The sequence below is a fragment of the Noviherbaspirillum phoenicis genome, from assembly GCF_047237965.1.
In the GTDB taxonomy this organism is placed as follows: Bacteria; Pseudomonadota; Gammaproteobacteria; order Burkholderiales; family Burkholderiaceae_D; genus Noviherbaspirillum_A.
The window spans coordinates 317,946-332,351 of record NZ_JBDFLX010000001.1 but is presented as its reverse complement, the minus strand read 5'-3'; the positions used below and the strand labels follow the sequence as shown (position 1 = coordinate 332,351).

The window sequence follows — 14,406 nt, the reverse complement described above, 5'->3', positions numbered from 1 at the left end:
GGGGACAGCGTCCTTGGGCTGGCGCGAACGGCGTTTATTCGCTGCTGTACATCGGCGCATTGCCAACGTAGTTGTCAAACTTGGTGAACTGGCCAAGGAAAGTCAGCCGAACCGCCCCGATGGGGCCGTTACGCTGCTTGCCGATAATGATCTCGGCAGTGCCCTTGTCCTGGGAATCGGGGTTATACACTTCATCGCGGTAAATGAACAGAATGACGTCGGCATCCTGCTCGATAGCGCCGGATTCGCGCAGGTCGGACATTACCGGGCGCTTGTTCGGCCGCTGTTCCAGCGAGCGGTTCAGCTGCGACAGCGCGATGACCGGGCAGTTGAGCTCCTTGGCCAGGCCCTTCAGGTTACGGGAAATTTCCGAAATTTCCGTTGCCCGGTTTTCGCCGGCGGAGTTGGCCGACATCAGCTGCAGGTAGTCGACGATGATCAGGCCCAGCTTGCCGCACTGCCGGGACAGGCGACGCGAACGGGCGCGCAGCTCGATCGAACTCAGCGCCGGCGTCTCGTCGATGTAGAGCTGGGCATCGTTCATCTTCTGGATCGCATGCGTCAGGCGCGGCCAGTCCTCGTCGGCCAGCCGGCCGGTGCGCAGCCTGTGCTGGTCGAGCTTGCCCACCGAGCCCAGCATACGCATGGCCAGCTGTGCGCCGCCCATTTCCATCGAAAACACAGCCACCGGCAGGCCGCTGTCGATCGCCACGTTTTCGCCGATGTTGATCGAGAATGCCGTCTTGCCCATCGAAGGACGTCCGGCGACGATGACAAGGTCGCCCGGCTGCAGGCCGGACGTCATGCGGTCCAGGTCGACAAAACCGGTCGGCACGCCGGTGATGTCATTCTGGCTGTCGCGGTTGTAGAGCTCATCGATGCGTTCGACGACCTGGGTCAACAGCGGCTGGATTTCCTGGAAACCCTGGGCGCCGCGCGCACCCTCTTCGGCAATGGCGAAAATCTTGGATTCCGCCTCGTCCAGCATCTGCTTGACTTCCTTGCCCTGCGGGTTGAAGGCGTCGCCGGAAATCTCGTCCGCGACCGTGATCAACTTGCGCAGCACGCCGCGGTCACGCACGATTTCGGCATAGCGGCGGATATTGGCGGCAGATGGGGTGTTCTGCGCCAGCGCATTCAGATAGCTGAGGCCACCGACCTCCTCGGCCTTGCCGGACGAGGAAAGCGCCTCATAGACGGTAATCACGTCCGCCGGGCGGGAATTGTTGATTAATTTGACAATATGCTGGAAGATCAAGCGGTGATCGAACCGATAGAAATCTTCCTGGCTAACGAAATCGGCGATGCGGTCCCAGGCAGCATTATCCAGAAGCAGGCCGCCCAGCACGGACTGTTCTGCTTCGATGGAGTGTGGCGGGACGCGTAGGGAATCGACTTGCGGATCGGGACGGCTATTCATGGCGCGCATTATACCTGCTCGCCGCTGGCCAAAGCAGCAGGCCAGAAATTCGCTGACCGAACTGTTTACCGTGCGATACGGTACTTGATAATTGGATGCACCCTGTTTACATTGGCTGCTCCTTTCACCTGACGCCGCCCATGAGCCAACCTTACCGACTGGACAACTACACCCCGGACGAGAGCATCGGCTACCTGCTCAAACGCGCCGGCGGGCAATTGAGCACGACGATAGACCGCGCGCTTGCCGAGTTCGACATGACCCATGCCCAGCTCGGCATTTTTCTGCGCCTGCTGCACGGCCACGCAGACACCGCAGCCGACCTGGCACGGGAAATGGCCATCGATACGGGCGCCATGACGCGTGCGCTGGACCGGCTCGAAGAAAAGGGTTTCATACGACGCCTGCGCAGTCATGCCGATCGGCGCATGGTGCAGGTCAGCCTGACCGACAAGGGCAAGAGCCTGGCCGACCAGATGACGCTGGTGGCCATCAATGCGCTGAACCATCATCTGCGTGACTTCACGCCCGAGGAAGTCGCGCAGTTCAAGATCTTCCTGCGTCGGATGATAGGCAACAGCTGAATCGGTGGGCGCTGCGCCGCTGCGGCGCAGCAGCTGCCCGAGAGGCGGAACGCGCAAAAAAAATGCCGGGAATCCCCGGCATTTTTTATCGGATGAGTATCCGTATATCAGGCGTGCTCGCCCTGCACTGCAACCGTCAGTTCGACGGCCACGTCGGTGTGCAGCGAAACGGTGACAGGATGCTCGCCGGTGGTCTTGATCGGACCTTGGGGCATGCGAACCTGTACCTTTTCAACGGCAAAGCCCTGCTTGCTCAGTGCTTCGGCAACGTCTGCATTGGTGACGGAACCGAACAGGCGGCCGTCAACGCCAGCCTTTTGCGAAATCTGGACGGTCAGGCCGCTCATCTTTTCACCCTGGGCCTGGGCAGCTGCCAGCTTCTCGGCGGCAGCCTTTTCCAGGTCGGCGCGCTTGACTTCGAACTCGGCCACGGCGGCCTGGGTTGCACGGCGTGCCATGCGGTTAGGGATCAGGAAGTTACGGGCGTAACCGTCCTTGACGCGAACGACGTCGCCCAGATTGCCCAGGTTGACGACTTTATCCAACAGAATGACTTGCATGTTTTTCTCCTATTCCAGTCGTCGATTACGCGTTGTGCAGGTCGGTGTACGGCAGCAGCGCGAGATAGCGTGCGCGCTTGATCGCGGTGTCGACCTGACGCTGGTAGTGGGCACGAGTGCCGGTCAGGCGTGCCGGCATGATCTTGCCGTTTTCCTGGACGAAGTCCTTCAGGGTGTCGACGTCCTTGTAGTCCACCTGCTCGACCTTGGCGGCGGTGAAGCGGCAGAACTTCTTGCGCTTGAACAGGGGGTTTTGCTGCTTGCGCTTTTCCTTGAGCTTGCTCTTGTCGAATTTTTTACCGAATGCCATTTTAGGCTCCTGTATCTATATCACTATGTTGGTTGACTGCCTCGAAATCGCTGACATGAAACACGAGGCTTTTACTGTTGCGACTCTTGCGAGAGAGAAAGCCGGAAAACCGGTAGGTTCCGCCCAAGTCGGCATTGTGGAATCTTCCTGAAATCTCGCCGGCGGCAACCGCGGCGATTTCAAATTCCACCCGTCTGTCTATTCTTGCCTCGGTCTGCTGCGAGACATGCAGCAAACGGGCGGAAACGATCGGGATGCCTGCCGGGGTGTAGCGCAGAACCTCGCGCTCGGCAATTGTTGCAACAAACTGAAACTGGTTCACGCTCCGGGAATATCCCTCGCCTTAGGCGGCGCTGGCTTCAGCGCGGTGGCTCTTGGCGGCGTCTTCCTTCTGCACTGCCTTCATCATCGGCGACGGGCTGGTTTCAGCGCGCTTCATCTTGACGGTCAGGTGGCGCAGGACGGCGTCGTTGAACTTGAAGCCGGTTTCGATTTCGGCCAGGGTCTCGCTGTCGCATTCGATGTTCAGGCAAACATAGTGTGCCTTGGCAAGCTTCTGGATCATGTAAGCCATCTGGCGACGGCCCCAGTCTTCAACGCGGTGAACGACGCCGCCGCGGGTGGTAACGATGCCCTTGTAGCGCTCGATCATCGCCGGAACCTGCTCGCTCTGGTCCGGGTGAACGATAAATACGATTTCATAATGACGCATGAAAACTCCTTTTGGACTGATTGAAGAATCGCCCACCCCGGCGTCAAGACGAGTGTGGGAAGAGGAAAACCCGCGATCATACTAGAAAGCCGGAATCGACTCAAGCCAATTCACTGCTTCGGCAATATTTTCCTTTAAAAGCGCTTAATTAACAGGGTACACGCTTGCTTTTACACAGCCACTGTATAAAAATACAGGCTGTCATTCCACACAGCTTTACATTTCGGCACCCCGCTTCTTACATTCCAGGTGTTTCCATGATCAAACTTACCGCCCGCCAGGAACAGATCCTCAAGCTGATCCAGGATGCCATCGAAAACACCGGCTTTCCGCCTACGCGCGCTGAAATTGCCCAGATACTGGGCTTTCGTTCCGCCAATGCCGCCGAAGAACATCTGCAGGCCCTTGCCCGCAAGGGCGCGATTGAAATATCGCCGGGCACGTCGCGCGGCATCCGCCTGGTGGACGCCTCCCACGACAGAACCGGCTTGCGCGGCATGGTTCCGGCGCCGCACCCGGCAGTCATGCACCTGAGCCTGCCCCTGGTCGGCCGGGTGGCTGCCGGCTCCCCCATCCTGGCGCAGGAGCATATCGATGCTACCTACAGCGTTGACCCGTCGCTGTTTCGCAGCAAGCCCGACTACCTGCTGAAGGTGCGAGGCATGTCGATGCGCGACGCCGGCATCATGGATGGCGATCTGCTGGCGGTGAAGAAGGCTGACAGCGCCAAGAATGGCGAGATCGTCGTTGCCCGGCTGGGCGATGATGTCACTGTGAAGCGCTACAAGAAGTCTGGCTCGGTGATCGAGCTTCTTCCGGAAAATCCGGACTTTGAAACCATCCGTGTACATCCGGGGCGCGAAGAATTCGCACTGGAAGGCCTGGCGGTGGGTTTGCTGCGGGCCTGGAGTTAAGGCAAGGATCACGGGGCGGGTACCAGCTTTCGGTTTTGCGATGGCCGGCCCGGCCCCGGCATCCCCGCTTGTCTCATCCTCGCTTGTCTCATCCTCGCTTGTCTCATCCTCGCTTGCTGCAGTTTCGGCGCTTCGTTACTGATTGCCAGATCATTATCGTTGCATCAGCAGACCAGCAATCAACCATGCTTACCGGCACCCGATCCAGCGCGTGCCACATGGTTGACGCGCGTTATAGCTGGCATGCCGGCTCAGGTAACCGATTTAGCCTGCAGTACAAGGTTGCATAGGGTATGCGCCGCCCCCATGGGCGTTTTGTGCTGATGCGCTATGCGATCGGGTCAATGGCCCGGCAGCATACCCGGCTCGCCGCCTATTACTCCTCCTGGCCTCCATGCCGCCCGCCGCTTTCCTTCGACGGCGCTTCACCTTGCTGCCCAACATCCGCCACACCCCGACCCTGCCCTCTCTTTCCTGGCTCGGCCTGGAGAATCAGGCGGGCAACGCCACGCAGGATATTGACCTCCTCGGTTTCAAGACCGCCGCGCGCGAACATGCGCTTGATGCGCGGCATCAGCTTTTTAGGACTGGCCGGGTTCAGAAAACCCAGATGAATCAGGGCCTCCTCCAGATGGCCATACATGCCGTCGGTCTGCACCCTGTCGGCCGATTCGCCGCGGAATCCGACGCCTGCCTCCGGCAACGCGTCGCCCACCGAGGCCAACCTGCATTCATAGGCCAGCACCTGCACGGCCTGCGCCAGATTGAGCGACGAATAGTCGGGATTGGCCGGGATATTGATCAGCACATTGCAGCGCTGCACTACCTCGTTAGGCAGCCCGAAACGCTCATTACCGAACAGGACCGCCGCATGCCGGCTTTCATCCCCCGCCAGATGCGCCGCCATGCCGCGCGGCGTGAGTACCGGCGGCGAGTATTCCCTCAGGCGGGCGCTGACCGCGGCCGCAAAATTGCATCCAGCCAGCGCCTCATCGACCGTCTCGACAACCCGTGCACCACTCAGAATATCCTGGGCGCCGCTGGCGAATGCGACCGCCTCTTCCTCCTGCAGCGCATCGTCGCGCCGTGGACGTACCAGCACGAGTTCGGAGAAGCCCATGGTTTTCATGGCGCGGGCAGCAGCGCCGATATTGCCGGGACGACTGGTTTCGACCAGCACAAAGCGAACGCGGTGGAAAAGAGACATACTGATTTTCAAGGCTTCATTTAAAATAGCGGGAATTTCGCGGACGGGCTGGCAAGCAGTACGAACCAAGCCAACCGGACCGCATCGCTCATTAATATTCTTTCCATGCGGTCCATTGCCTCGCGAGGCATGCGCCATTTTAACGGAACCACTATGCATCCCATGATCAATACGGCGGTCAAAGCCGCCCGCCGCGCGTCCGCCATCATCAACCGCGCCTCCTTCGACCTCGACCGACTGCAGGTCACGGAGAAAAACCACAACGACTTCGTGACGGAAGTCGACCAGGCCGCCGAACAGGCAATCATCGAGGTGCTGCGTAGTGCCTACCCGGATCACGCGATCCTGGCGGAAGAATCTGGCGCATCGGCCAACCTGCATGACGAGAATGAAAACGTGTGGATCATCGATCCGCTCGACGGCACCACCAACTTCATCCATGGCTTTCCCCAGTACTGCGTATCCATCGCGCTGCAGCAGCGCGGCCAGATCACGCAGGCAGTGGTCTATGACCCGAGCCGCAACGACCTGTTCACCGCATCCAAGGGCGCTGGCGCCTACCTGAATGAAAAGCGTATCCGCGTCACCCGCCGCGACAGGCTGGCAGACGCCCTGGTCGGCACCGGCTTCCCGTTCTCCAACCTGGACGCGCTGGATGAATACCTGAAGATGTTCAAGATCATGACCGAGAAAACCGCCGGACTGCGCCGTCCTGGCGCGGCGGCGCTGGACCTGGCCTATGTCGCCTGCGGCCGCCTCGACGGCTTCTTCGAAAAGAACCTGAAGCCCTGGGACGCCGCCGCCGGCTCGCTGCTCATCACCGAAGCGGGCGGCATCGTCGGCACCTTCGCCGGCGAATCCGACTATCTGTACAAGGGCGACATCATCGCCGGCAATCCGAAGATCTTCGCCCAGATGGTCGCGCACCTGTCGCCATTCTCCCGCTGATCCAGCACGCCAACGCACTGCTTCGGCGCGCCACTCTGGCGCGCCTGTTATACTGCGCCCCGCGGCACACTGCCAGTATGCTGCCGCTGTCGACTCCGACCCCTACTTCCCGATCCGTCTGCCGGCTACTGGCGCTCATGGCGGGCCGATCCATCCAATAGAGCTTTATGTCATTTAAAGAACTCGGCTTGTCCGAAGCAATTGTTCGCGCCGTTACAGAACAGGGTTACAACACCCCCACCCCCATCCAGAAGCAAGCGATTCCCGCCGTCCTCGCCGGCGGCGATCTGCTGGCCGGCGCGCAGACCGGCACCGGCAAGACCGCCGGCTTCACGCTGCCCATCCTGCACCGGCTTTCCGGCGCGGGTACCCAGCCTGCCTCGGCCGCACGGCCGATTCGCGCGCTGATCCTAACCCCTACCCGCGAACTCGCTGCGCAGGTGGAAGAAAGCGTGCGCATCTACGGCAAATACCTGAAGCTGACGTCGGCCGTGATCTTCGGCGGCGTCGGCATCCATCCGCAGATCAAGACGCTGAAACAGGGCGTCGACATCCTGGTCGCCACCCCCGGCCGCCTGCTCGACCATATGCAGCAAGGCACGATCGACCTGAAGAAAATTGAAATCCTGGTGCTCGACGAAGCCGACCGCATGCTGGACATGGGCTTCATCCGCGACATCCGCAAGGTGCTGGCCGCATTGCCGCCCAAGCGCCAGAACCTGCTGTTTTCCGCCACCTTCTCCGACGAGATCAAGGCGCTGGCCGACGGCCTGCTGGATTCGCCGGCGATGATCGAGGTGGCACGCCGCAATTCGACCGTGGAGGTCATTGCGCAGAAAATTCACCCGGTGGACCGCGACCGCAAGCATCCGCTGCTGGCCCATCTGATCAAGGCCCATGACTGGCGTCAGGTGCTGGTGTTTACCCGTACCAAGCATGGCGCGAACCGCCTGGTGGAGCAGTTGGGCAAGGATGGCATCACCGGCATGGCCATTCATGGCAACAAGAGCCAGTCGGCGCGCACGCGGGCGCTGGCCGAGTTCAAGGACGGCAGCCTGCAGGTGCTGGTAGCGACCGATATCGCGGCGCGCGGCATCGATATCGACCAGTTGCCGCATGTGGTCAATTACGATCTGCCGAACGTGCCCGAAGACTATGTGCACCGCATTGGCCGCACTGGCCGCGCGGGCGCCACGGGCGAAGCGGTTTCACTGGTATGCGTGGATGAGCACATCATGCTGCGCGACATCGAGCGCCTGATCAAGCGTGAGCTGCCGAGGGAAGTGATTGCCGGTTTCGAGCCGGATCCGACTGCACGGCCGCAGCCTATCCAGCTGCGCAGTGGTAACGGCGGCGGCAGAAACAATGCGCCGCGCGCCAATGCACAGCCGCGTGGACGGACAGCGGCGGCGCCGTCGGGCAGGACAGCCGGCAGCGGCACGGGTAATCGCGGCGCCGGGTCGGAAAACCGGCGTGGCGACAACCGCTCCCGCAAATTTGGCTAGTCCTTCAAGCCTCAAAACAGCGCCGCGACAGCGGCGCTGTTGCATTGCCTACTCCGCGTTGCGCGAGCTACGGCGCTTCCTGGCCGGCAGCGGCGCGATCGGGCTATAAACGACATTCTTCAGCGTCCTGCCTTCGCGTGGCTGCGGAATCGGCAAACCCAGCATGGTCCTGACCTTGTTGATCGACATGCCGGTGACATCATGAATCCGCACCAGGAGGCCTGCCGAAACGCCGATCTTGTTGTTGCGCAGCTTGCTGATCACCGGCGGCGGCACCATCAGCTTGCGCGACAGCGCAGCGTCACTCGTCACTTTCAGGTTGGCCATCAGCGCATCCAGCATCGGTCCATGGTTGCAGCTGGCAGATGAACCAGCTACCGATTCCAAGTCATTCATCGTTTCTTCCTTATCCATTTTTTCAGGTGTCATTGCGCACAACGTTGCTGCTGCGTCCGGCATACGCGAACGCGACGTAAAAGATGAGAACCATGATTGACGGAAAACTGTTGTTTTCGACAAATAGCCTTGCGACTTCATAAATATGTCCTCATGGAAACGACATCATAGGCCAAAATTTCGATAAATACAATAATTTGACATATTTGGTATTTTTTATGAGAATTAACAAAATCATGAAAGCGGAGTCAAAAATGACTGAAGGTGTATGCACTACCCAGCAGGCAGCAACGTTGCTCGGCATGTCGGTTACTTCTGTGCAGCATCTGGTGGAGTCGGGTGAAATCGAAGCATGGAAGACGCGCGGCGGCCATCGCCGCATCCCACTCTCCGCCGTACATGCCTACAAGGCGACCATCGGCAAGACGCCGCCCCCGAACGATGAGCGTTTCACCGTGCTGATCGTTGAGGACAATCCGGTCCAGCGCGGCATTTATGAAGCACAGCTCACCTCATGGAAGATGCCGATCGAGGTGAGGATGTGCGAAAACGGTTACAAGGCCCTGATCGATATCGCCGGCGTGAGGCCCGACATACTCCTCCTGGATATCGTAATGCGCGGCATCGACGGCTACGAGGTAATGCAGACCGTGATGTCCTATTCAGAGCTGGCGGACATCAATATTGCGGTGCTGACCAGTCTCAGCATTGAGGAGTTGGAGGCAAGGGGCGGTCTGCCCAGAGGCGTCACCTACTTTCCCAAGCCCATCGTCTATGAGGAATTGAAGGGATACATCCGCGCCTGCCATGCGCAGAAGGCCAAGCGCGCGGCAAATCGCCCACTGGTCTAGCGTCCCGGGAGGATGTCAGGCAACCGCTGACCCGGTTGACTTGGTGGCTGCGGGCCAGTCTTCGACGATAGCGGCGACGAATGGAAAAGCAGGAAATTTTGCCCACCATCATCACTTTCCAGGTTCATGGAGCCGCTTCAATCGGTGCATATATCAAAAGTTAATGTATATTAACTTTTGATTCCTACTCAATTTCCATACAATTCCAACGCGGCTTCAGCAGCGAATCACGACCATGCATGCAGCATTACACCATCTGGGCCGACTGATGCGCCACCATCGCGTAGCCAGGCGCAAGCCTTCGACCAGCATGGTGGCAGCCCTGTTTGTGGTTACGGCTTGCCTGCTGGTATTGGGCATCAATGGCTGGCGCAGCATGAGCACTCGCCAGCAGCAGCTGGCCGAAACGAGAACGTCGGCATCCAACCTGGCGCGCGCCGTTTCCCGGCATGCCAACGACACCTTGCGGATTGCCGATACCGCTCTGATCAGCATCGTCCAGCAAGCGGAGGCCGACGGCCTCGGGACAGACCACAGGCAGTCGATGCATCAGCTCCTGGTGCGGCTGACGCAGGAAGTCGCCCTTCTGGACAAGCTTACGGTCATGGACAATCAGGGACGGTGGCTGGTCAATTCCCAGCAATTCATGCGAAACGATCTGACCAGCGAATTTCGCGAATATTTCATTTATCACCGCGACAATCCCGGCGCCGCCGCCGTCGTCGGGCCGCCGTTCAGAGACCGCACCACGGGCGCCTGGGTTGTCACTCTGTCGCGCCGCATCAATAGCCCGTCGGGACAGTTTGCCGGCGTTGCCGTTGCTGCAATCCGCCTGACCTATCTCCAGCATTTCCACCAGCGCATCGATATCGGCAAGGACGGCGCCATCATTCTGATGATGGCGGACGGCAAGGTGCTCACGCGCTGGCCAGCCGCGGAAAACCTGATCGGCAAGAACGTCTCCGACCGGCCCCTGTACCGCGACCATCTGTCCAAAGGCAGCGAAGGCAATGCCCTGCTGACCGCGCGGCAGGACGGCGTGGAGCGCATTTATGGCTACGTAGGGCTCGCGGATTTCCCGCTGATCGCCGTGGCGGCACTGGGCAAGGAAGAGGTGCTGGAACCCTGGCGGTCTGACACGTTCGTCAATACCGTTGCGGTGACCGGCCTGGTGCTGCTGCTTGAATTGCTCGGATTCCGCCTGGTGCGCCAGATCCGGCTGCAGGCAAAGACTGAATCGGCGCTGGTGGCCAGCGAATTCCGATGGAAGACCGCACTGGAGAGCGCCGGCGATATCGTCTGGGATCTCGACCATCGCAGCGGCGCGGTGAAGATGTCGAAGGAATGGGCCATGCTGATGGGTTATCCGACAGTCAATCCGGACCGAAGCATCGACAAGTTCGAAAGTCTGGTGCATCCGGACGACAAGCCGGCCGTCATCGACAAATTTGAACGGTATCTGCGCGGCGAGACCCCGGAGTTCGTCAACACCCAGCGGGTGCAGGCCAGGGACGGCCAATGGAAATGGCTGCTGACACGCGGCATGGTGGTTGCGCGCGATGCCGACGGCCAGCCATTGCGCACCCTGGGCACCCATACCGATATCAGCGAACAGAAGGTCCAGGAAGAAAAGCTGCGCACCGCGCGCGATGTGCTGGAAACACGGGTGGACCAGCGCACCAGGGAACTGCGTCACAACAATGCCCTGCTGCTCAACGAGATCACGGAACGAAAGCGCGCGGAGCAGGCGCTGCAGGAAAGCGAACTGCGCTGGAAGTTCGCCCTTGAAGGCGCAGGCGACGGCATATGGGACTGGGATATTCCGGGCCGCCTGGTGCATATATCCCGCCGCTGGCGCGCCATGCTGGGCTACGGCGACGGGGAAGCGACCGAAACCGTTGAAACATGGCGCGAGCATATTCATCCGGACGATGTCGAGCGCGTCAGCCGCATGGCGCTGGACGCGGCAAAGGGTCGCGTTCCGGCTTACCACGCGGAACTGCGGCGGCGCGGCAGGAACGGCGCCTGGACCTGGGTGCTGGACCGCGGCACCATCGTCAGCCGCGATGCGCATGGCAAACCGCTGCGCATGATAGGCACCACGATCGACATCACCGAACGCAAGGAAGCGGCGCTGGAACTGAGCCACACCAATCGTGCGCTGAAAATGCTGGGACGCTGCAATGAAGCGCTGCTGCGCTCTTCCGACGAAGCCACCCTGCTGCAGCAGGTATGCAACGTGATCCGCGAGGTCGGCGGCTACCGGATGGCATGGGTCGGCCAGGCGGAACAGGATGGCAGGCGCAGCGTCGTGCCGGTCGCGCATGCCGGCGACGACCGTGACAGGGAATATCTGAAACAGCTGAGAATGAGCTGGTCGGAGCAGCATCCGGGAGGCCGCGGCCCGGCCGGCAAGGCCATACGCAGCGCCCAGCCTTCGATCTCCGGCGACCTTCTGCATGACCCCGACTATGCCGGCGACCCGGTGTTCTCACCCTGGCTGGAATGGGTGGCGCAACGCGGCTACCGCTCGGTGTTCTGCCTGCCGCTGCGCGACCAGGGCCGCGCATTCGGCGTGCTGGCGATGTATTCCGACGCCGTCCAGGATGCCACCGTCGAAGAAACACGTCTGCTGCAGGAGCTGGCCGACAACCTTGCCTACGGCCTGCTCACATTGCGTGCCCAGCAAGAGCAGCGGCGCATGCAGGCGGCAGTGCTGAAGATTGCGGCCGGGGTGTCGTCCAGCACGGGCAAGCAGTTCTTCGAGCAGCTCTGCCGCAACATCACCGATGCGCTGCAGGCCCGGGCCGCGCTGGCGATCCGCCTGCATCCCGAACAGCCTGGCGAAGCCGCGACGGTGGCGGCCATCGTGCATGGCGAGCTGATCGCCAACGGCAGCTTCGCGATTGCGGGATCGCCTTGCGACAGCCTGCTGCGGCAAGGCGCCGCGGCTGGCGGCATGCGGCTGGAAGGCCGCTTCCCCGCCGGCTCGCCGCTGGAACAGCTCAACGGCCAGTCCTGCATGGGCGCGTTGCTGCAAAACGGCGCCGGCGAGCCGATCGGCATGCTGCTGGTCATGAGCGGACAGGCGTCGCCCGCCTCCGACTTCGGCATCTCGACGCTGCGCATCTTCGCGGCCCGCGCCGCCATGGAAATGGAGCGCGAGGAAGCGGCCCAGCGCATCGGCGCCCAGGCATCCCTGCTGGACAAGGCACAGGATGCGATCATCGTGCGCGACCTCAACCATGGCATCCATTTCTGGAATGACGGCGCGGCGCGGCTGTACGGCTGGCGCGCCGACGAAGCGGTTGGCAAGTCGATCGCCACCCTGCTCTACGCCGACCCGCAGCAGTTCTATGCCGCTACCGGGCAGGTCATCCGCAATGGCGAATGGCGCGGCGAGATCGTGCAGCGGCGCAAGGACGGCAGCAGCATCGCCGTCGAAGGACACTGGACGCTGGTGCGGGACGATGCCGGCCAGCCCAAGTCCATCCTGGCGATCAACACCGATGTCACCGAACGCAATGCGGCCCAGGAAAAGATACATCGGCTCGCCTACTACGACCCGCTGACCGGACTGCCCAACCGGGCGCTGCTGCGGGAACGCCTGCAGGCGCTGCTGTCGACCCACGACTTCAGCCAGGGCCTGGCTGCACTGTTCTTCGTCGACCTCGACAACTTCAAGACCCTGAACGATTCGGTCGGCCACGACCAGGGCGACCTGCTGCTGCAGCAGGTAGGGCAGCGGCTTTCCGGCTGCATGGATGCCGATGCCACCGTTGCCAGGCTGGGCGGCGACGAGTTCGTGATTCTGCTGCCGGGCCTGGTGGCGGATGAGCCGGGTGCCGAGCGCCAGGCAGCCGAGGCGGCAACACACATGATCGACGCGCTCAACGCGCCCTACCGCCTGGCCACGCTGCTGCATCACAGCACCGTGAGCATCGGCATCGCCCTGATCAGGCAGCAGAGCGACACCGTGACCGAATTGCTCAAGCGCGCCGACCTTGCCATGTACCGTGCCAAGAACGCGGGCAAGAATACCCTGCGCCTGTTCACGCCCGACATGCAGCAGGCCGTGACGGCGCGCGCCGCGCTCGAGGCCGACCTGCGCCAGGCGCTGGCGCAAGAGGAGTTCCTGCTGCATTACCAGCCGCAAGTCGATGCGGCATCCCGGGTGATGGGCGCGGAAGCGCTGGTGCGCTGGCGCAGCCCGGCGCGCGGCCTGGTCAGCCCGGCGCTGTTCATTCCGCTGGCCGAGGAATCCGGCCTGATCCTGGCGCTTGGCCGCATGGTGCTGGAGGCCGCCTGCGCGACGCTGGCGCGCTGGGCGCAAGTGCCGGCCATGGCGCACCTGTCCGTCGCCGTCAACGTCAGCGCGCGCCAGTTCCTGCATCCCGATTTCGTCGCGCAGGTACTGGACGCGCTCATGCGCAGCGGCGCCGATCCCCGCCGCCTGAAACTGGAACTGACGGAGAGCGTGATCATCGAGGAAATCGACACGGTGATCGACAGGATGAGCCTGCTGAAGTCGCACGGCGTGATGTTTTCCCTTGACGACTTCGGCACCGGTTACTCTTCGCTGGCCTACCTGAAGCGGCTGCCGCTGGATCAGCTCAAGATCGACCAGTCGTTCGTGCGCGATGTGCTGGACGACCCGAATGACGCGGCGATCGTGCGCTCCATCATCGCGCTCGGCCAGAGCCTGGGCCTGACGCTGATCGCCGAAGGCGTGGAAACGGCGCCGCAACGCGACTTCCTGGCCGCGCAGGGCTGTCCGGCCTGCCAGGGCTACCTGTTCAGCAAGCCGCTGCCGCTGCCGGAATTCGAAGCGTATTGCGCCAGCCAGGGCATGCCTGAACCGCACTTTGCCTGAAGCTCCGGTCCCCCTTTGACGTAGCCGGTCGCATACAATCCTGTCTTTGGCCTGCCGCGTAATGGCAGTGCCAGCCCGACACCCTCATTTTATTGCGTGTAAGCATGCGTTCGGCATCAGGCCGTA

At 61.5% G+C, this 14,406-nt stretch carries 13 protein-coding genes; 6 read left to right on the top strand and 7 right to left on the bottom strand.

What is annotated here, in order from left to right; genetic code table 11:
- Positions 1-34: 34 nt before the first annotated feature.
- On the bottom strand, positions 35-1,429 hold the full coding sequence (locus ABC383_RS01495) for a replicative DNA helicase (RefSeq protein ID WP_413011314.1): 1,395 nt from the start codon (positions 1,427-1,429) through the stop codon (positions 35-37).
- Positions 1,430-1,560: 131 nt separating this feature from the next.
- On the opposite strand from ABC383_RS01495, the gene ABC383_RS01490 reads away from it, so the two are divergent.
- Complete coding sequence (locus ABC383_RS01490) at positions 1,561-2,004, top strand: MarR family winged helix-turn-helix transcriptional regulator (protein ID WP_194713506.1); 444 nt, start codon at positions 1,561-1,563, stop codon at positions 2,002-2,004.
- A gap of 107 nt (positions 2,005-2,111) precedes the next feature.
- On the opposite strand, the gene rplI is transcribed toward ABC383_RS01490, so the two are convergent.
- The 4 genes from rplI to rpsF are packed head-to-tail and all read right to left on the bottom strand — an operon-like array spanning position 2,112 to position 3,586.
- The gene (rplI, locus tag ABC383_RS01485) at positions 2,112-2,564 is read right to left on the bottom strand and encodes a 50S ribosomal protein L9 (protein WP_413011312.1); all 453 of its coding nucleotides are present in this window, start codon (positions 2,562-2,564) and stop codon (positions 2,112-2,114) included.
- Between the two features lie 25 nt (positions 2,565-2,589).
- Positions 2,590-2,874, bottom strand: coding sequence for a 30S ribosomal protein S18 (rpsR, locus tag ABC383_RS01480; protein ID WP_194713504.1), 285 nt, complete (start codon positions 2,872-2,874; stop codon positions 2,590-2,592).
- Position 2,875: 1 nt separating this feature from the next.
- Positions 2,876-3,196, bottom strand: a complete 321-nt coding sequence (priB, locus tag ABC383_RS01475; protein WP_194713503.1) for a primosomal replication protein N — start codon at positions 3,194-3,196, stop codon at positions 2,876-2,878.
- 21 nt (positions 3,197-3,217) lie between these two features.
- Entirely contained in the window at positions 3,218-3,586 is a 369-nt protein-coding gene (gene rpsF / locus ABC383_RS01470; protein WP_413011309.1) for a 30S ribosomal protein S6, read from the bottom strand.
- A gap of 257 nt (positions 3,587-3,843) precedes the next feature.
- On the opposite strand from rpsF, the gene lexA reads away from it, so the two are divergent.
- A complete protein-coding gene (gene lexA / locus ABC383_RS01465) occupies positions 3,844-4,500 on the top strand; it encodes a transcriptional repressor LexA (protein ID WP_413011307.1) in 657 nt (218 codons plus the stop codon).
- Positions 4,501-4,876: 376 nt separating this feature from the next.
- On the opposite strand, the gene ABC383_RS01460 is transcribed toward lexA, so the two are convergent.
- The gene (locus tag ABC383_RS01460; protein WP_413016208.1) at positions 4,877-5,707 is read right to left on the bottom strand and encodes an RNA methyltransferase; all 831 of its coding nucleotides are present in this window, start codon (positions 5,705-5,707) and stop codon (positions 4,877-4,879) included.
- A 153-nt stretch (positions 5,708-5,860) separates the two neighbouring features.
- Between ABC383_RS01460 and ABC383_RS01455 the strand changes: the two genes are divergently transcribed.
- On the top strand, positions 5,861-6,655 hold the full coding sequence (locus tag ABC383_RS01455) for an inositol monophosphatase family protein (protein WP_413011305.1): 795 nt from the start codon (positions 5,861-5,863) through the stop codon (positions 6,653-6,655).
- Between the two features lie 167 nt (positions 6,656-6,822).
- The gene (locus tag ABC383_RS01450; RefSeq protein ID WP_413011303.1) at positions 6,823-8,160 is read left to right on the top strand and encodes a DEAD/DEAH box helicase; all 1,338 of its coding nucleotides are present in this window, start codon (positions 6,823-6,825) and stop codon (positions 8,158-8,160) included.
- Positions 8,161-8,208: 48 nt separating this feature from the next.
- On the opposite strand, the gene ABC383_RS01445 is transcribed toward ABC383_RS01450, so the two are convergent.
- A complete protein-coding gene (locus tag ABC383_RS01445) occupies positions 8,209-8,697 on the bottom strand; it encodes a hypothetical protein (protein WP_413011301.1) in 489 nt (162 codons plus the stop codon).
- Between the two features lie 113 nt (positions 8,698-8,810).
- On the opposite strand from ABC383_RS01445, the gene ABC383_RS01440 reads away from it, so the two are divergent.
- Together ABC383_RS01440 and ABC383_RS01435 are read left to right on the top strand one after the other, a co-directional pair.
- Positions 8,811-9,407: a response regulator gene (locus tag ABC383_RS01440; RefSeq protein WP_413011299.1), complete on the top strand. Its 597-nt coding sequence runs from the start codon at positions 8,811-8,813 to the stop codon at positions 9,405-9,407.
- Between the two features lie 235 nt (positions 9,408-9,642).
- On the top strand, positions 9,643-14,280 hold the full coding sequence (locus tag ABC383_RS01435) for an EAL domain-containing protein (RefSeq protein WP_413011297.1): 4,638 nt from the start codon (positions 9,643-9,645) through the stop codon (positions 14,278-14,280).
- Positions 14,281-14,406 lie beyond the last annotated feature (126 nt).